Raw genomic sequence first — 17844 nt, 5'->3', positions numbered from 1 at the left:
CCGCTCACGACAGCCCGGCGGCGTCCATGCCCCGCAGCTCCTTCTTGAGATCGGCGATCTCGTCCCTGAGCCGCCCCGCGAGTTCGAACTGCAGCTCGCGGGCGGCGTTCATCATCTGCGCGGTGAGCTCGGCGACCAGGTCGGCGAGCTCGGCGCGCGGCATGGAGGCGGTGTCGCGGCCCTCGTACACCCCCGCGCTCACCGCGCGGCCCGGCTCACCCTGGGCCCGCCTGCCGCGGCTGGCATTGCGGCCGGAGCCGCCGATCGCCACCTGGTCGTCGGCCTCCTGGTAGACCTGATCCAGGATGTCGGCGATCTTCTTGCGCAGCGGCATCGGGTCGATGCCCATCTGCTCGTTGTAGGCCACCTGCTTGGCCCGGCGCCGGTCGGTCTCCTCGATGGCGTGCCGCATGGAGTCGGTGACGGTGTCGGCGTACATGTGCACCTGGCCGGAGACATTGCGGGCGGCGCGGCCGATGGTCTGGATCAGGCTGGTGCTGCTGCGCAGGAAGCCCTCCTTGTCGGCGTCCAGGATGGCGACCAGCGAGACCTCGGGCAGGTCGAGCCCCTCGCGCAGCAGGTTGATGCCGACCAGCACGTCGTACTCGCCGAGCCGGAGCTGGCGCAGCAGCTCCACCCGGCGCAGCGTGTCGATCTCGGAGTGCAGGTAGCGCACCCGGACGCCGAGGCCGAGCAGGTAGTCGGTGAGATCCTCGGCCATCTTCTTGGTCAGCGTGGTGACGAGCACCCGCTCGTCCTTCTCGGTGCGCAGCCGGATCTCGTGCACCAGATCGTCGATCTGGCCCTTGGTCGGCTTTACCACCACCTCCGGGTCGACCAGCCCGGTCGGGCGGATGACCTGCTCGACCACCTCACCACCGGTCTGCCCCAGCTCGTACGGGCCGGGGGTGGCCGAGAGGTAGACCGCCTGGCCGATCCGCTCGGCGAACTCCTCCCAGGTGAGCGGACGGTTGTCCACCGCCGAGGGCAGCCGGAAGCCGAACTCCACCAGGTTCCGCTTGCGCGACATGTCGCCCTCGTACATGCCGCCGATCTGCGGCACCGTGACGTGCGATTCGTCGATGACCAGGAGAAAGTCCTCCGGGAAGTAGTCGAGCAGGGTGGCGGGCGCGGAGCCCGCGGGCCTGCCGTCGATGTGGCGGGAGTAGTTCTCGATGCCGGAGCAGAACCCGACCTGGCGAATCATCTCCAGGTCGTACTGGGTGCGCATGCGCAGCCGCTGCGCCTCCAGCAGCTTGCCCTGCTTCTCCAGCTCGGCCAGCCGCTGCTCCAGCTCGGCCTCGATATCGCGGACCGCGCGCTCCATCCGCTCCGGCCCGGCGACGTAGTGCGTGGCCGGGAAGATGCGCACGGTGTCGACCTTGCGCACCACGTCGCCGGTGAGCGGGTGCAGGTAGTAGAGCGCCTCGATCTCGTCGCCGAAGAACTCGATGCGGACCGCGAGCTCCTCGTAGGACGGGATGATCTCCACGGTGTCGCCGCGCACCCGGAACGAGCCGCGGGTGAAGGCCATGTCGTTGCGGGTGTACTGCACGTCGACCAGCAGCCGGAGCAGCGCGTCCCGATCCACCTCGCCGCCGACCTCCAGCTGCACCGAGCGGTCCAGGTAGGACTGCGGGGTGCCGAGGCCGTAGATGCAGGAGACCGAGGCCACCACGATCACGTCGCGCCGGGAGAGCAGGCTCGAGGTCGCCGAGTGGCGCAGCCGCTCCACGTCGTCGTTGATCGAGCTGTCCTTCTCGATGTAGGTGTCGGTCTGCGCGATGTACGCCTCGGGCTGGTAGTAGTCGTAGTACGAGACGAAGTACTCGACCGCGTTGTGCGGGAACATCTCCCGCAGCTCGTTCGCCAGCTGCGCGGCCAGCGTCTTGTTCGGGGCCATCACCAGCGTTGGCCGCTGCAGCTTCTCGACCAGCCAGGCCGTGGTCGCCGACTTGCCGGTGCCGGTGGCGCCGAGCAGCACCACGTCGCGCTCGCCGGCGCGCACCCGGCGCTCCAGCTCGGCGATGGCGGCGGGCTGATCACCGGCGGGCCGGTGGTCGCTGACGACCCGGAACTCGCCATCGGCACGCTCGACCTCGCCCACCGGACGGAACTCCGAGTGGGCCAGCGGCGTCCCCTCGGGGATCTCGGTTGCGAATGCCATGCTCACCAGGGTAGGCGGAGCCACCGACAGACTCCGTCGCTGTGCCCGGCGCCCGGTACATTTCCGGGCATGACAGACGCGGAGGCGGTATCGGTGCATCGGCCCAAGGTCGAGCACTTCGATCTGGCGGCGCGCACCAATACCGACAACAAGGGGTTCGTGCGGCCGGTCGAGGTGTACCGGGAGGAGCCGTGGGGGCTGTACATGTCGCGCACCGCCGACCACCCCCGGTTCGAGCACATGGAGTCGTGGCTGCTGCCCGATCTCGGGGTGCGCGCCACGATCTTCCACTTCCGCGCGGGCGAGCACCGCGACCAGGACGTCTACCTGGACATCGGGGTCTTCCGCCCGGTGACGAGGACCCGCTGGCGCGCGCTCGACCACTACCTCGACATCGCGGTGCAGAACGGCAGGGAGGCCGAGCTGCTCGACACCGACGAGCTGCTCGCGGCGCTCGAGGCCGGGCTCATCGACGCCGCCGCCGCCGAGGCGGCCGTGCTGAACGCGACCTACGCCATCGAGGGGCTGGCCGCGCACGGGTACTCGGTGGATGCCTGGGCCGCCTCGCTCGGCATGGAACTCAGCTGGCGCTGAGCCGCGCGGCGCGCTCTCGGCCCGCACGAAACGGGTGTCCGCCTCGGCAGCCCGCTCCGCTCAGCTCGCGCCGAGCCGCGCGGCGACCTCGCCGAACCACCGTTCCTGGACGGCGCGGTACGCCGTGGCTGCCGCGTGCCCGGTCTGCCCTTCGGCGGCCCCTGCGGCCTGCCGCTGGACCGCCAGGTAGTCGGCGCGCAGCGTGGGATCGGCGCGCAGTGCGTCCCGCAGCGCGAGGGTGAAGCGCGCACCCGGCGACTCCGCGACCCGCAGGGTCACGGTCGCGGGCCTGCCCGGGTCGGCGCTCTCGTGCAGCCACCCCGGCTCTCCCGCCACCGCTGCCGCGGGGCTGCGCTCGCTCGCCGGAAACCCGGCGGCGGCGAGGCCGTCCCGCAGCCCGGCCGCGGCCGCCGCGTCCGGCACGGTGATCTGCACGTCGAGCACGTCCGGCGCCGGGAGATCGGGCACCGCGGTCGGGCCGGTGTGCTCGATGGCCTTCGCCGCGCCGCCACAGACCAGCCACAGGCGGGCGATGAGCCGCTGCGCCTGAGCCGCCCACTCCGGGTCCGGCTCAACCGGCCGGAATTCCGGCACCGCCGCCGTACCCGTGCGCAGATTCCGCTCGAAGGGCACCAGCCGCTCGCTCCAGAGCGCCCGCACGACCGGGTCGAGCGCCGCCGGCTCGCCGCTGTTGTCCAGCCAGACGTCGGCGGCGGCGCGGCGCTGCTCGTCCGTGGCCTGGCTGGCCATGCGCGCCCGCGCGTCGGCCTCGTCCACTCCGCGGAACTCGACCAGCCGGCGCAGCCGGAGCTCGGCGGGGGCGTGCACCACCAGCACCAGGTTCATCATGGCGGCGAGGCCGTTCTCCACCAGCAGCGGGACATCCTGCACCACGACGGCGTCGGGGGGCGCGGCGGCGAAGAGCTCCGCGGTGCGCGTGCCGACCAGCGGGTGCACGATGCCGTTGAGCGCGGCCCGCGAGTCGTCGTCGGCGAAGGCGATGGCGGCCAGTGCGGGGCGGTCCAGGCTGCCGTCGGCGGCCAGGATGCCGTCGCCGAACCGCTCGACCAGGGCGGCCAGCCCGTCGGTGCCCGGCGCGACCACCTCGCGGGCGATGGCATCCGAGTCGATGAGGACGCCGCCGAGCTCGGTCAGGATCCGCGCCACCGTCGACTTGCCCGCTCCCATGCCTCCGGTGAGGCCGATCCGCAACATGGGCACAGTCTCGCACGAGGTGCCGATCAGTCTTGGTACCCATCGCGCCCACCGAATTCACCCGAAATCGCGGCCCTGATCGATCCGTGATGCCGCCGAGATCAATTCGCAACAATTTCCGTGCGACCCGCGACCGCGACGACAACTTTCCGACACGCGGCGGCGTTTTCCTGGACGAAGTACTGGGCGGATCGGAAGATTTCCGATACTGTTCGGCCTGGCGAATTCCGGCCGCACCAGCACGATGCAAAGGACGTTCATTGCGCACCGAACTCAACCGAGCGGGTCGCCACCGCCTCGGTATGGCGGGGGGAGTGCACTGCATCCGCTACCCCGCCGTTGCGGCGGCGATCGCGGAGTACCGCAGGCCGTGGCTGGCCGCGCTGCTCAGCCCCTCCCGGCACAGCTTCGTGCCTGCCCGAAAACGTCCGTTCCTGGCCGTCGCCCGCTGGATTCCGGCCGCCGCCAACTGAACTCGCGCACGGTGTGGCCCGGCCGCGGCGGCCGGGCCACAGCCGTCCCGCGTGGCTCGACATGCCACCGCGCAACCGGGCCGCACAGCCGTACCCACCCGGGAAAGCCCGAAGGCCCCGATCCGCGCGGATCGGGGCCTTCGGCGTACTGCTGAGCGAATCAGGCGTTGCCCGACAGCTTCTCGCGCAGCGCGGCGAGCTGCGCGTCACTGGCGAGCGAGCCACCGGCCGGCTCCGGGGCGGCGGACTGCGACGCGCCGCCGGACTCCGACGAGTAGTTCGAGGAGCCGCTGCCGTTCGCGGCCTCGGCCGCGGCGTCGGCCGCCATCTTCTCGATCTGCGCGGTGTGCATCTTGTGGCGACGCTCCGCCTCGGCGTAGCGGCCCTCCCACTCCTCGCGCTGCTTCTCGAAACCGTCGAGCCACTCGTTGGTCTCGGAGTCGAAGCCCTCGGGGAAGATGTAGTTGCCCTGCTCGTCGTAGCTGTCGGCCATGCCGTACTTCGACGGGTCGAACTCGGAGTTGTAATCCTCGTTCGCCTGCTTGAGCGAGAGCGAGATCCGGCGCCGCTCCAGGTCGATGTCGATGACCTTGACCATGGCGTCGTCGCCGACCGCGACGACCTGGTCCGGCACCTCGACGTGCCGCTCGGCCAGCTCGGAGATGTGCACCAGGCCCTCGATGCCCTCCTCGACGCGGACGAACGCGCCGAAGGGAACCAGCTTGGTGACCTTGCCCGGCACGATCTGGCCGATGGCGTGGGTCCGGGCGAACTGCCGCCACGGATCCTCCTGGGTCGCCTTCAGCGACAGCGAGACGCGCTCGCGATCCAGATCGACGTCGAGCACCTCGACGGTGACCTCGTTGCCGACCTCGACGACCTCGGACGGGTGGTCGATGTGCTTCCAGGAGAGCTCGGAGACGTGCACCAGGCCGTCGACACCGCCGAGATCGACGAAGGCGCCGAAGTTGACGATGGAGGAGACCACACCCTTGCGGACCTGGCCCTTCTGCAGCTGGTGCAGGAACTCGCTGCGCACCTCGGACTGGGTCTGCTCCAGCCAGGCGCGGCGGGACAGCACCACATTGTTGCGGTTCTTGTCCAGCTCGATGATCTTGGCCTCGATCTCCTTGCCGACGTACGGCTGCAGATCGCGGACCCGGCGCATCTCGACCAGCGAGGCCGGGAGGAAGCCGCGCAGGCCGATGTCGAGGATCAGGCCGCCCTTGACGACCTCGATGACGGTGCCCTTGACGGCCTCGTCCTTCTCCTTGAGCTCCTCGATGGTGCCCCACGCACGCTCGTACTGCGCCCGCTTCTTCGACAGGATCAGGCGGCCTTCCTTGTCCTCCTTGGTGAGGACCAGGGCTTCCACCTCATCGCCCACGGAAACGACCTCGTTCGGGTCGACATCGTGTTTGATGGAGAGCTCGCGGGAAGGGATGACGCCTTCGGTCTTGTAACCGATGTCGAGCAGAACCTCGTCGCGATCGACCTTGACGATGGTTCCCTCGACGATGTCGCCGTCGTTGAAGTACTTGATCGTGGCGTCGATGGCGGCGAGGAAGTCCTCGGCGGAGCCGATGTCGTTGACGGCTACCTGCGGCGAGGTGACGGTGGTGGGCATGTGTCGGTGTGCTCCGGACGGATTGTGGTCGGTTGCGGACATTGGAACTTTCGGTACGCTGCGAAATCACCGCGACGATGCGACGACGGACACAATGAACGTACCGCACGCATCGCCTGACGAAACCCGGCGTGGCCGCCGGATATTCCGAGCGCGGAGTGTTTCGGGAGGCGCGCCGAGTGTACCCGGCCCGATACCCAGTGCCACGACCGGCTCACCAGGAAAACCCCGCGTTCGAGAACCCCGATGACCGGACGCCAGTACAGTTGACACTCGCCGCTCAGCGTACGGCACCCGATCATGCCCGGGCAAACCGGGCCGGGAGCGTCGAAAACCGCAGTACGACTAGGCTCGCGGGGGTGTCCGACCACCGCCACGCGGCCGCCGAGGCCGACTTCGGGGTGACCGCCGTCGCCCGCGTCCCGGCCGGCTCGGCCGCCAGCAGCACGGCCAATCGGCGCTGGTGGGACGCCGATGCCGCGGATTACCACCGCGAGCACGCGAGCTTCCTCGGCGTCGACTCCCCGACCGGCGAATTCGTCTGGTGCCCGGAGGGGCTGCACGAGGGCGACTGGCACCTGCTCGGCGAGGTCGCCGGGCGCGACGTGCTGGAGATCGGCTGCGGCTCGGCCCCCTGCGCGCGCTGGCTGGCGAGCAACGGCGCGCACCCGGTGGGGCTGGACATCTCGGCCGGCATGCTGCGCCGGGGCGTCGCGGTGATGGCGCGCGGCGGGCCGGTGGTGCCGCTGGTGCAGGCCGACGCCGAGAAACTGCCGTTCCCGGATCGGAGCTTCGACCTGGCCTGCTCGGCCTTCGGCGCGGTGCCGTTCGTGGCCGACTCGGCGGCGGTCATGCGCGAGGTGGCGCGGGTGCTGCGGCCGGGCGGGCGCTGGGTCTTCGCGGTGAACCACCCCATGCGCTGGATCTTCAGGGACGACCCCGGCCCGGACGGGCTGGTCGCGCAGCAGTCCTACTTCGACCGCAGCCCGTACGTCGAGCTCGGCGCCGACGGCACCCCGGTCTATGTGGAGCACCACCGCACGATCGGCGACCGGGTGCGCGAGATCGTCGCCGCCGGGCTGGAGCTGCTCGACATCGTGGAGCCGGACTGGCCGGAGTGGCTGGACCGGGAGTGGGGGCAGTGGAGCCCGCTGCGCGGCGAGATCTTCCCCGGCACCGCCATCTTCGTGACCCGCAGGCCCTGACGGCTCAGCCGCAGTACGGCTCCAGCGCCGCGAACTCCGGGTCCACCCGGACCGTCGGCACGGTCTGCACCACCCAGCGCCGCGCCCGGCTGAGCGGGTGGTCGGGGAAGCTCTCGTCCCAGCGCACGTCGTCCGCGGAGGTGAACGGGAGCCTGCCCTGCAACCCCGGCGCGTACGGGTGGCCGCGCCTGCGGTTCCTGGTCTCGGCCTGCTGGGTCACCACCACGTCGCGGGCGATCGGGCTCCCCACCTCGGGGCAGATGATCTGCAGCACCGCGCTGCACCGCGCCCGCGGCACCAGGATCGAGGCGGAATAGGCCAACTTGCCGGGGGCGAACGGCATCGGCACCTTCTCCACCCGGAGCAGCGCGGGCAGCGAGTCCACCCAGATGACGAGCGCCTCGATCAAGCAACCGGAGGCGGCGTGGTGCTCGGCGAGCCTGCGCCGCAGCGTCTGGGCGTCGTCCAGGCCGGCGGGCAGCTCCGGCGCGATATCGAAGAAGTGCACGGCGACCACGTCGCGGGTGACGGGATCCCCCCAGGTGCTGTCGTCGAGCGCCTGCATTCCGGTGAGGTCGAAGGAGAGCGGCACGCGGACACGGTAGCGGAGCGGGTGCCGTCGGCACTCGCTCCGCTACCGCTCCGGTCAGGGTTCCGCTTCTTCGCCTGCCGCCGAATCCCGGGTGGACCGACCGCTTTTCGGATTCCGGCCCGCCTGGTCCAGCGCCAGCCGGAGGGCGAACTCCATCTGGGCGTTCACACTGCGCAGGTCGTCGGCGGCCCACCTGGCGATCGCGTCGTACACCGCCGGATCGAGGCGGAGCAGGAGTTTCTTGCGTTCGGCCATCCGGGCCCCCGCTCAGCCGTAGAGCGAGCCCGCGTTGACCACGGGCTGGGTCGCCCGGTCGCCGCAGAGCACCACCAGCAGGTTGGAGACCATGGCGGCGCGGCGCTCCTCGTCCAGCTCGACCACGCCCTGCTCGCTGAGCCGGTCCAGCGCCAGCCCGACCATCCCGACCGCGCCCTCCACGATCCGGGTGCGCGCCGCCACCACCTGCGCGGCCTGCTGCCGCACCAGCATGGCCTGGGCGATCTCCGGCGCGTAGGCGAGGTGCGTGATCCTGGCCTCGAGCACCTCGATGCCTGCCAGCTCGGTGCGCTCGCGCAGCTCGACGGTGAGCTCCTCGGCGATCTCGGCGCCGTCCCGCAGGCTGGTGCCGACCTCGTGTGAGTCGTAGGGGTGCGTGGTGGCCAGGTGCCTGACCGCCGCCTCGGACTGGGTCTCCACGTACTCCTCGTAGTCGTCCACCGCGAAGGCCGCCTTGAAGCTGTCCACCACCCGGTAGACCACCACCGCGGCGATCTCCACCGGGCTGCCGTCGGCATCGTTGACCTTGAGCTTCTGCGTCTCGAAGTTGCGCACCCGCAGCGAGATGCTCTTGCGGTCGGTGAGCGGGAGCACCGCGAAGAACCCGGGCTCGCTGACCGAGCCGATGTAGCGGCCGAAGAACTGGACGATCTTGGCCTCGTTCGGATTCACCACGATCAGCCCGCTGGCCAGGATCAACACCACCACCGCGAGCACGGTGGCGGCGATCGCCGCGACCAGCGCCGGGGCGCTGCCGTCGCGGCTCGCGACCACGAAGCCGTAGGCCGCCGCCGCGCCGAAGCCGAGCGTGAGCACGAACCACGCCACCAGGACCGCGAACCCGTTGACGTGCCATGCGGGTCGAAGCTCCATGACATCCTCCCAGTATCAAAGTGATATCACCACGATAGCAGGATGTCCGGTTCGCCGGAAGGGCGGGTTCAGCGCTCGGGGACGATGACCCGGGTGGCGCGGAAGCGGGCGGCCGGGTCGTACTCGGCCTTGAGCGCGGCCAGCCGGTCGTAGGTGCCGGGGCTGAAACCGGCCCTGGTCTGCGCCTCGCCCGCCGCGTCGGCGGCCCCGTAGAGGAAGCCGAGCTGGTGGCCGAGGGTCAAGGGGGCGAGGGCGGTGCGCACGGCGTCGAGCGCGGGGACCGGGCCGGGGCCGTCGGCGGCGGTGATCACCCGGACCAGGAACTCCGCCTCGCGGAAGTCGATGGCCGCGCCGGACCTCCCCGGCTCGCGCAGCGCGCCGCCGAGCTGCCTGATGTCGACCACGGTGTCCGGGCCGGTGACGGCGAGCAGGGCGTGCTGCGCGTCGGCGTCGAAGCCGCGCAGCGCGGCATTGGTGGCGGCGTAGCCGTGCGGCTCCGGCGGCTCGCGGTGGATGCTGCCGGATTGCGCGTACGGCATGGTCCGCAGGTCGTCGGTGATCGTCGCACCGGCCGCGCGGAGCGGTGCGACCAGCCGCTCCCCCTCGGCCGCGGAACCCTCGAAGGCGATGCGCAGGCTCACCACCGAGCGGCCGCGCAGGAACGGCGGCAGCTGCTCGAGGTCGGGGTAGGTGAGCAGCCCGGCCGAGGAGGTGACGGTCTCCGGCGCGGTCGCGGCCCAGGCCCGCCAGGCGTCGAGCACCGGCCCGGTGAGCTCGGCGTCGAAGACGAGCTGGCCGCCGTAGATCTCGGCCACCGGGAGCAGCTCGAGCTCGACGGCGGTGACGACGCCGAAGGCACCGACGGTGCCGAGCACCGCGCCGAACAGCGCGTCGCCCGGCACCAGCCTGCGCAGCTCGCCGTCGGCGGTCACCAGCTTCAGCGCGCGCACCCGGTCGGCGGCGTAGCCGTAGTGCCTGGCGAGCAGCCCGAGGCCGCTGCCGAGCAGGTAGCCGATCACGCTCACCGATGGCGAGGAGCCGGAGAGCGGCGCCAGGCCGTGCTCGGCGGCGGCCTCGAGCAGAGTGCCCGCGCGGACTCCGGCCTCCACCCGGGCGATCCGGGTCTCGGGGTCGATCCACAGGCCGTCCAGGTGCACGGTGTCGATGAGCACGCCGCCGTCGAGCGGGACCGAGAGGCCGTGGCCGGTGGCGTGCACGCCGATCGGCAGGTCGCGCTCGGCGGCGTGCCGGACGGCGGCCACCACCTCCGCGGCCGTGCGCGGCTCGGCGATCAGGTCGGGGTTGTGGGCGTAGGGGACGAGGGCGGCTTCACCCGCGCCGCCGAGCGGCTGCACGTCACCCAGCCGGGGCTGAGCGCGCAGCTCAGGCAGCTGGAGAAGGAACTCGGGCTACCGCTGCTGCACCGCGGCGGCAGGCGGGTGACGCTCACCGAGGCGGGGGCGGCGGTGCTGCCGCACGCCAGGGCCGCGCTGGCCGCGGCGGAGCGAGCCGGGCGGGTGGCGGACGAGTTCACCGGGCTGCTGCGCGGGCAGGTGCGGATCGGGCTCATCTCCGGCGCCACCGCGGACGAGTTCGACGTGGCGGGGGCGCTCGCCGGATTCCACGCCGCGCACCCGGGGATCGCCATCGGGCTCACCGAGGACATCTCCGCCGAGATGCTGGCGGCGGTGCTGCGCGGCGACCTGGACGCCGCGCTGGTCTCGCTCACCAGCGACCCGCCGGATCCCCGGCTCGGGGTGCAGATCGTGCTGGACACGCCCGTGGTCGCGGCGGTGGCGGCGGATGCCGATGGATTCGGTGCGGTGCTCGAGGTGGGCGCGCTGCGCGACGAGCCGCTGATCTGCCTGCCGACCGGCACCGGGGTCAGGGCCGAGCTGGAGAAGGCGTGCGCGGCGGCGGGGTTCCGCGCCGAGGTGGCGTTCGAGGCGGCCGCTCCCCCGCTGCTGCTCCGGCTCGCCGCGCGCGGGTTCGGGATCGCCGTGGTGCCGGGGCTGGAACCGGAGGAGGCGGCCGCGTTCGGGGTCCGCGCCATCCCGCTGACCCCCGAGATCCGCGGCCGCCTCGCCCTCGTCTGGAACGCCGAGAACTCCCGCGGCCCAGCGGCCGCAGCACTCGTCACGGCTTTACGCGCGGCCTTTGCTCCCGGCTCACGCGGTGCCGGTCAGCGGACGGAGCCCGGCATTCGGCAGCCGCCGAGCCTGCTCGTTCGGCGTGGCGCGGGGGCCGAGTGTGCCCTCGCGCCTCGCGTGGCGGCGGCCCCGCCGCGCTACACCAGCGCGTTTCCGCACTACCGAGCCGGGCAGGCACCGCGCGGTCGCACTCACCCAGCCGAGCAGCGGCTCCTACAGCAGCCGGGACAGGAATGCCTGCGTGCGTTCCTGTTTCGGCGCCGCCAGCACCTCCTTCGGCTTCCCGGACTCCACCACGACCCCGCCGTCCATGAACACCAGCTGGTCGGCGACCTCCCTGGCGAACCCCATCTCGTGCGTCACCACCACCATGGTCATGCCGGAGGCGGCGAGCTCGCGCATGACCGTGAGCACCTCGCCGACCAGCTCCGGGTCGAGCGCCGAGGTCGGCTCGTCGAAGAGCATGAGCTTGGGGTCCATGGCGAGGGCTCGCGCGATGGCGACCCGCTGCTGCTGCCCGCCGGAGAGCTGCGCGGGATAGGCATTCGCCTTCTCCACCATGCCGACCCGGTCGAGCAGCTCCTTGGCCCGCGCCACCGCGTCCGCCTTGCGCACGCCCTTGACCTGGGTCGGCGCCTCGATCACGTTCTCCAGCGCGGTGCGGTGCGGGAACAGGTTGAAGTGCTGGAACACCATGCCGATCTCCCGGCGCTGCTTCGCGGCGACCCGCGGGTGCAGCTCGTAGAGCCTGCCGTTCTTCTCCCGGTACCCGACCAGCTCGCCGTCCACGTACAACCGGCCCGCGTTCACCTGATCCAGGTGGTTGATGCAGCGCAGGAAGGTGGACTTGCCGGAGCCGGAGGGCCCGATCAGGCAGAGCACCTCGCCGCGCGGCACCTCCAGCGAGACCCCGCGCAGCACCCGGAGCGCGCCGAAGCTCTTGCACACCCGGTCGGCCCGGATCATCGGTTCGGTCACCGCGGCTCCACCACCTTCTGCGCCTCGGCCAGCTCGCGCAGCTGCTTGGCGGTGAGCTGGCGCGAGGCCCCGCGCGAGTAGTGCCGCTCCAGGTAGTACTGCCCGACCATGAGCACGCTGGTGATGGCCAGGTACCAGGTCGCGGTGACCAGCAGCAGCGGGATCGGCTGGAAGTTCACGCCGTAGATGTCGCGGGCCCGGCCGTAGAGGTCGGTGCTGAGCGGGATCGCGGTCACCAGCGAGGTGGTCTTGAGCATGCCGATCAGCTCGTTGCCGGTGGGCGGGATGATCACCCGCATGGCCTGCGGCAGCACCGTGCGGCGCATGGTCTGGCTCCAGGACATGCCGAGCGCCGTCGACGCCTCGCGCTGCCCCTCGCCCACCGAGTTGATCCCGGCGCGCACGATCTCGGCCATGTACGCGGCCTCGTTCAGCCCGAGCCCGATCACCGCGAAGGTGAACGCGGCCTGCAGCCCCTGCACGTCCAGCTCGAAGAAGCTCGGCCCGAACGGCACCCCGAGCTGGATCTGCCGGTACAGCGAGGGGAAGAGCCCCCAGAACACCAGCTGCACGAAGACCGGGGTGCCGCGGAAGATCCACAGGTACACCCAGGCGCTGGCGCGCAGCACCGGGTTCGGCGAGAGCCGCATGACCGCGAGCACGGTGCCGAGCAGCACCGCGATCACCATGGCGAGCACGGTGAGCTCCAGCGTCACCACCGCGCCCGCGACGATCCGCTCGTCGCGCAGGTAGGCCCAGTAGGTGTCCCAGCGGTACGCCTCGTTGGTGGCGGCGCCGTAGAGGAACAGCCCGACCAGCGCCAGGATCAGCGCGGCCGCGATCCAGCGGCCCGGCCTGCGCAGCGGGACGGCCTTGATCGGCTCCGGTTCGGCACTCTCCGGCTTGGCGGTGTCGACCGCCATCTCAGCTCGTCGCGCCGTTGATCACCGAGGTGGTGATGGCGCCGTCCTGCACACCCCAGTTCTCGGTGATGGTCTTGTACTGGCCGTTGTCGATCAGGTGCTGCACGGCCTGCTGCAGCGCGGCCGCCAGCGGCGAGCCCTTGGGCACGGCCCAGCCGTACGGCGCCGAGTCGAAGACCGAACCGGCCGATTCGATCTTGCCGCCGCCCTGTTTGATGGCGTACGCGGTGACCGGCGAGTCGGCGGACATGGCGTCCACCTGCCCGAGCATCAGCGCGTTGGTGGCCTGGCTCTGCTCGTCGAAGGCCTGGATATCGATGGCGGGCTTGCCCGCGGCCACGCAGGCGGCGCTCTTGGCTGGCACCTCGTCGGTGTGCTCGACGGTGGTGGCCTGCACCGCGACCTTCTTGCCGCAGGCGTTCTCCGGGTCGACCGGCTTGCCGGTCTGCTGCGCCCACTGGATGCCCGCGTTGAAGTAGGTGGTGAAGTCCACCTGCTGCTCGCGCTCCTCGGAGTCGGTGATCGAGGACATCCCGACGTCGTAGGTGCCCGCCTGGATGGCCGGGATGATCTTCTCGAAGGCGGACTCCACGTACTCCGCCTGGACGCCGAGCACCTCGGTCACCGCGTTCATCAGGTCGACGTCGAAGCCGACGATCTTGCCGGAGGCGTCCTTGTACTCGTTCGGCTGGTAGGGGACGTTCACCCCGATCACCAGCTTGCCCGCCTGCTTCTGCTTCTCCGGGAGCTGCGCGGCGATGGCATCGACCTTGTCGACCTGCACCTTCTCCGCGTCGCTCCCGGCGCCGCCGTCTTCGGTATTGCTGGTGCACCCGGTCAGGACGAGCGCGCCGCCGGTGAGCACGCACATCACCCGCAGGGCCCGCCTGCCGAGCACCGATCGAACCGCCACAGCAGACCTCCACACGTCGAAATCGCACAACCCGGGCGCCACCGCCCGTTCGGCAAATCTAGGCGACCGGCACCGTCCGTGTGGGCACAGTAACCGAACATTAATGCCGGGGGCCTCCAGGCACCGGCGCTACGGCGTGCCGAGCCCGCCCACGACCGCCGCGGTGAATTCGCTGGTGGTGGCGGTGCCGCCGAGGTCGGGGGTGGTCACCCCGGACGCCAGCGCCGCGGCGAGCGCGCCCTCGAGCGCATCGGCCGCCGTCACTGTCCGTGGATCCGCGCCGCGCTCACCCAGCCGCCGCAGCAACAGCGCAGCACTGCTCTGCAGCGCAACCGGATTCGCGATGCCGCTGCCCGCGATGTCCGGCGCGGCGCCGTGCACCGCCTGCGCCATGGCCTTGCGCGCCGAGCAATTCACCGAGGGCGCGATACCGAGCGATCCGCTCAGCTCACCGGCGAGATCGGAGAGGATGTCGCCGAACAGGTTCTCGGTCACCAGCACGTCGTAGTCGGCGGCGGCGCGCACCAGGTGCGCCGCGGCGGCGTCGACGTGCTCGTCCGTCACCTCGACCTCCGGGTACGCGGCGGCGACCTCGTAGCAGACCGCGCGGAAGAGCCCCATGGTCAGCGGGAGGACGTTGGCCTTGTGCACGATGGTGAGCCGCCCGCGCCGCGCCCGCGCCAGCCGGAGCGCCTCGTGCGCGATGGCGGCGCTGCCCGTCCTGGTGATCAGCCCGACCGAGAGCGCGACGTCCGCGGTCGGGGCGAACTCCCCCGACCCGATCGCCATGTTCCGGTCGGCGTAGAAGCCCTCGGTGTTCTCCCGCACGATGACCAGGTCGATATCGGGCGCGGCCGCCCGCACGCCCGGAAACGCCTTGGCCGGGCGGATATTGGCGAAGAGCCGGAAGTGCCTGCGGATGCGCCCGCTCGGCGGGTCGGCGTGCCCGCCCGGGTAGGAGGCATTGTCGTGCGGGCCGAGGATCCAGGCGTCCAGCCGCTCCAGCTCGCGCAGCGTGCGCTCCGGCACCGCGTCGCCGAACTCGTCCAGCGCGGTGCGCCCGAACGGCAGCGGCACCCACTCCACCGGCGGCGCCCCCGCCGCGGCCAGCGCCGCGTCGACCACCACGGTGGTGGCCGCCACCACCTCCGGCCCGATGCCGTCGCCGTCGAGTACGCCGAGCCGCAGCCCGGACTCCGTGCTTCCGCTCACCCGCTCATCGTGGCGCGCGGTTCCGGCGCGCGGCGCCGCGGGGTCGGTTACCGTCGGACGATCATGGTGCAGTCCGTCGAACTGCTGCTGGACGCGGCGGCCGAATCCGCGGTGCGGGCGCAGTGGGCGGCGCTCGCCGCGGCCGGGCTGCCGAGCCAGGCTCAGCACACCGGAGCGTCGAACCGGCCGCACATCACCGCGGCGGTCGCCACCGAGCTGGCCCCGCAGGCCGAGGCGGCGCTGGCCGAGTTGGAGTTCGAGCCGCTCCCGGTCACCCTCGGGAGCCCGGTCGTCTTCGGGGTGGAACGACTCGTCCTGGTCCGGCTGGTGATCGCGACCCGCGCGCTGCTCGCGCTGCACCGCCGGGTGCACGCCGCGCTCGGGCCGGCGCCCGGCGTCCCGGCGAATATCCGGCCGGACGCCTGGACCCCGCACGTGACGCTGGCCAGGCGGCTGCCGCCGACGCGGCTCGGCACGGCGATCGGGCTGATCGCCACCGACGGTGATTCCGCGGCGACGGTCGTGGGTATTCGCCGATGGGACGGCGACCGGCGCCGCGAGTGGACTGTCCGTGGAACATAGAACGGTAGGCCCGCGTTACAGCAGGCACACGCAACGAGAGGACGACATGGCCACCCAGACGCTGACCCAGCAGAACTTCGACGAGGTTGTGACCGGTAACGACGTGGTACTCGTCGATTTCTGGGCCTCGTGGTGCGGTCCGTGCAAGAGCTTCGCGCCGACCTTCGAGGCGTCCGCGGACAAGCACCCCGACGTGGTGCACGGCAAGGTGGACACCGAGGCCGAGCAGAGCCTGGCCGCCGCCGCGAACATCCGCTCGATCCCGACCATCATGGCGTTCCGCGAGGGTGTGCTGGTCTTCGCGCAGCCCGGCGCGCTCCCCCCGGCCGCGCTGGAGGACCTGGTCTCCCAGGTGAAGGCGCTGGACATGGACGAGGTGCGCAAGCAGCTCGCGGAGCAGCAGCCCGCCGAGTAGGGCGCGCGAACCGACGACCACGCGAACCGACGACGAGGGCCGCTCACGATCCGTGAGCGGCCCTCGATTCGTTCCGGGTGGTGCCGGTCAGGCGCCGAGCCCGTTCACGCCCGCGATCATGGCGCGGACGGTGGATTCCAGGCCGTCGTCGGCGAGCGCGGCGCCCCAGCCGCTGCGGCCGTTCAGCTCGCAGCGGACGAAGGTCGCGACCCCGGCGGCGGTGCCGCGCTGGTGGAACTGCAGGATCTCGACCGGGTACCCCTCGCTGTAGAGCGCCGAGGTGAGCGCGGCCACCGGGCTGCCGGTGGCGACCACGCTGCGCAGCCGGTCGGCGAATTCGAGGGTGGCGGTGTAGCAGGCGCTGCGGCTGTCCGCCGGCGACCAGTCGCCGAGCCGGATCGGGCCCTGCTCGCCGCAGTACCGGGATTGGAAGTCGGAGTCGGTGAGACCGGCGCACTCGGCCCGCAGGGCGGCGGGGGCGGCGGTACGGACCGTATCGATGTCGAGAGTCAGCATGGTCATGGCAGGTTTTTGGTCTTCCCGGAGAGTGTGTCCGAATGAAAAGGGGGTGACCAGCAGTAACGTTCGAGTATGCCCGCAGCGAGGGGGCTGGTCCGGATCAGACCTCGCTACGGCGAGCTACTACGAGAAGTCGCCGCGCCACCATCGCGGTGAGCGGAATGCGCGCGGCGCGATCGCGATCTGCGATATCGAGCGCTGCGGCGCGGTGGCGGGCGGGGTGCGGCACGGCTTTCACAATAGGGATGTCGTCGGGCGATGGCAACCGCGTTAACACCGATGTCGGCGCTACCCGTGAGTAGTGTTCGCGCAGCTCACAACGGGTGCCGTGGGACAGGTCACAGCAGGGGGCGCCGCAGTGCGCGGCGCGCATGAAGACCGCGCGGTCCGAATCGGCGGCCCGGGCCGCCGCAACTCATGCGCCACCGACTGCGAACGTAGCCCCGGTCACAGTGCGGAACCGCGGGTTCATATCGCGCGTCCAAATCCATGTCGGGCGGCGTAGCCGGCGTCGTGCCGAAAGAAGATGTCCGCGAATCGTTTTCGCGGGCTGAGCCGCGGGGGAAGAGAAGAGCGAGCATGATCCAGCCGACCGACGACACTGTGCGCGCCGAACACCATCTGACGGAGATCCTCGGCCAGGAGCTGACCTTCCGCTCGGTGCCCTTCGAACGCGGCTGGGTCTGCACGCCGCTCCCCGAGGAGGCCGCGGCGGTGCGCTTCGTCGTCGACTCCGGCAGCCGGGAGGTCTACGAGTACACCGCGCTCGGCGAGTACGAGGTGGCCGCCGATTACAGCGCGGCGGGCGAGAGCGGCCGGGCGCCGCGCGGGGTGCGCATCCACCCGGCGCGCTGGCGGGTCGAGTACGAGCTCGGCAATGGCGACGATCGCTCGGCCAGGTACCTGGTCTCGGCCCGCAGCACCGGCCGCTCGCCGGAGCCGGACGAGGAGTTCGAGCTCACCCTTGACCTGGACACCAACCGCTACCGGCCGGCCGGGACGGCGGCCTGGCAGGTCTGGGTCCGGGTGGTGCAGCAGCACCGCGCCGAGGGCGCCTGGCCCGCGCGGGGCGCGCTGGAATTCTGACGCGCCGCCCGCGCTCGCGCGGGCCGCAGCGCGCCGACCCCGGG

The 17844-nt window shown here is 71.5% G+C and carries 18 protein-coding genes and 1 pseudogene; 7 read left to right on the top strand and 12 right to left on the bottom strand.

What is annotated here, in order from left to right; translation table 11 throughout:
- Positions 1–4: 4 nt before the first annotated feature.
- Complete coding sequence (uvrB, locus tag NH2_RS18910; protein WP_067655570.1) at positions 5–2167, bottom strand: excinuclease ABC subunit UvrB; 2163 nt, start codon at positions 2165–2167, stop codon at positions 5–7.
- A gap of 69 nt (positions 2168–2236) precedes the next feature.
- Here uvrB and NH2_RS18905 point away from each other — a divergent pair, with 69 nt between their 5' ends.
- Positions 2237–2761, top strand: coding sequence for a ribonuclease FAU-1 family protein (locus tag NH2_RS18905; protein WP_067655567.1), 525 nt, complete (start codon positions 2237–2239; stop codon positions 2759–2761).
- A gap of 60 nt (positions 2762–2821) precedes the next feature.
- Here the strand turns inward: NH2_RS18905 and coaE are convergent, their stop codons facing one another.
- Positions 2822–3976, bottom strand: coding sequence for a dephospho-CoA kinase (gene coaE, locus NH2_RS18900; protein WP_067655564.1), 1155 nt, complete (start codon positions 3974–3976; stop codon positions 2822–2824).
- 302 nt (positions 3977–4278) lie between these two features.
- On the opposite strand from coaE, the gene NH2_RS18895 reads away from it, so the two are divergent.
- Positions 4279–4449 carry a hypothetical protein gene (locus NH2_RS18895; protein ID WP_245650636.1) on the top strand — a complete coding sequence of 57 codons (171 nt, stop codon included), beginning with the start codon at positions 4279–4281 and terminating at the stop codon, positions 4447–4449.
- 160 nt (positions 4450–4609) lie between these two features.
- On the opposite strand, the gene rpsA is transcribed toward NH2_RS18895, so the two are convergent.
- Complete coding sequence (rpsA, locus tag NH2_RS18890) at positions 4610–6076, bottom strand: 30S ribosomal protein S1 (protein ID WP_067655558.1); 1467 nt, start codon at positions 6074–6076, stop codon at positions 4610–4612.
- Positions 6077–6435: 359 nt separating this feature from the next.
- Here rpsA and NH2_RS18885 point away from each other — a divergent pair, with 359 nt between their 5' ends.
- Positions 6436–7281 (top strand): class I SAM-dependent methyltransferase, encoded by an 846-nt coding sequence (locus NH2_RS18885; protein WP_067655555.1) that lies wholly within the window; start codon positions 6436–6438, stop codon positions 7279–7281.
- Positions 7282–7285: 4 nt separating this feature from the next.
- Here NH2_RS18885 and NH2_RS18880 read toward each other — a convergent pair whose 3' ends face one another.
- The 4 genes from NH2_RS18880 to NH2_RS18865 all read right to left on the bottom strand — a co-directional run bounded on the left by NH2_RS18880 (position 7286) and on the right by NH2_RS18865 (position 10377).
- Entirely contained in the window at positions 7286–7873 is a 588-nt protein-coding gene (locus tag NH2_RS18880; protein WP_245650635.1) for a hypothetical protein, read from the bottom strand.
- 54 nt (positions 7874–7927) lie between these two features.
- Positions 7928–8128: a type II toxin-antitoxin system antitoxin gene (locus tag NH2_RS18875; RefSeq protein ID WP_067655552.1), complete on the bottom strand. Its 201-nt coding sequence runs from the start codon at positions 8126–8128 to the stop codon at positions 7928–7930.
- Positions 8129–8140: 12 nt separating this feature from the next.
- Positions 8141–9022, bottom strand: a complete 882-nt coding sequence (locus tag NH2_RS18870) for an SPFH domain-containing protein (RefSeq protein WP_067655549.1) — start codon at positions 9020–9022, stop codon at positions 8141–8143.
- 68 nt (positions 9023–9090) lie between these two features.
- A complete protein-coding gene (locus NH2_RS18865) occupies positions 9091–10377 on the bottom strand; it encodes an FAD-binding oxidoreductase (protein WP_067655547.1) in 1287 nt (428 codons plus the stop codon).
- Here NH2_RS18865 and NH2_RS28295 point away from each other — a divergent pair.
- Positions 10267–11121, top strand: a pseudogene (locus tag NH2_RS28295) (LysR family transcriptional regulator); the annotation flags it as partial. The gene NH2_RS18865 and the pseudogene NH2_RS28295 sit on opposite strands and share 111 nt — an antisense overlap.
- Before the next feature lie 264 nt (positions 11122–11385).
- Here the strand turns inward: NH2_RS28295 and NH2_RS18855 are convergent.
- The 4 genes from NH2_RS18855 to NH2_RS18840 form a co-directional block, all read right to left on the bottom strand.
- Positions 11386–12138: an amino acid ABC transporter ATP-binding protein gene (locus tag NH2_RS18855; RefSeq protein ID WP_067655916.1), complete on the bottom strand. Its 753-nt coding sequence runs from the start codon at positions 12136–12138 to the stop codon at positions 11386–11388.
- Between the two features lie 8 nt (positions 12139–12146).
- Positions 12147–13073: an amino acid ABC transporter permease gene (locus NH2_RS18850; RefSeq protein WP_067655542.1), complete on the bottom strand. Its 927-nt coding sequence runs from the start codon at positions 13071–13073 to the stop codon at positions 12147–12149.
- A gap of 1 nt (position 13074) precedes the next feature.
- The gene (locus NH2_RS18845) at positions 13075–13944 is read right to left on the bottom strand and encodes an ABC transporter substrate-binding protein (RefSeq protein ID WP_067655913.1); all 870 of its coding nucleotides are present in this window, start codon (positions 13942–13944) and stop codon (positions 13075–13077) included.
- Positions 13945–14115: 171 nt separating this feature from the next.
- Positions 14116–15198: an isocitrate/isopropylmalate family dehydrogenase gene (locus NH2_RS18840; RefSeq protein ID WP_067655539.1), complete on the bottom strand. Its 1083-nt coding sequence runs from the start codon at positions 15196–15198 to the stop codon at positions 14116–14118.
- A 63-nt stretch (positions 15199–15261) separates the two neighbouring features.
- Between NH2_RS18840 and NH2_RS18835 the strand changes: the two genes are divergently transcribed.
- Positions 15262–15780: a 2'-5' RNA ligase family protein gene (locus tag NH2_RS18835; RefSeq protein ID WP_067655536.1), complete on the top strand. Its 519-nt coding sequence runs from the start codon at positions 15262–15264 to the stop codon at positions 15778–15780.
- Positions 15781–15826: 46 nt separating this feature from the next.
- Complete coding sequence (trxA, locus tag NH2_RS18830) at positions 15827–16195, top strand: thioredoxin (RefSeq protein WP_067655533.1); 369 nt, start codon at positions 15827–15829, stop codon at positions 16193–16195.
- A gap of 87 nt (positions 16196–16282) precedes the next feature.
- On the opposite strand, the gene NH2_RS18825 is transcribed toward trxA, so the two are convergent.
- On the bottom strand, positions 16283–16717 hold the full coding sequence (locus NH2_RS18825; RefSeq protein WP_067655530.1) for an alpha-isopropylmalate synthase regulatory domain-containing protein: 435 nt from the start codon (positions 16715–16717) through the stop codon (positions 16283–16285).
- 576 nt (positions 16718–17293) lie between these two features.
- On the opposite strand from NH2_RS18825, the gene NH2_RS18820 reads away from it, so the two are divergent.
- Positions 17294–17800, top strand: a complete 507-nt coding sequence (locus tag NH2_RS18820) for a hypothetical protein (protein ID WP_067655527.1) — start codon at positions 17294–17296, stop codon at positions 17798–17800.
- The last annotated feature ends 44 nt before the right edge of the window (positions 17801–17844 follow it).

This window comes from Nocardia harenae NBRC 108248 (genome assembly GCF_001612885.1).
GTDB classification, from domain to species: domain Bacteria; phylum Actinomycetota; class Actinomycetes; order Mycobacteriales; family Mycobacteriaceae; genus Nocardia; species Nocardia harenae.
Note: the sequence above shows the minus strand (reverse complement) of the source record. Positions and strands in the feature narration are given on the sequence as shown.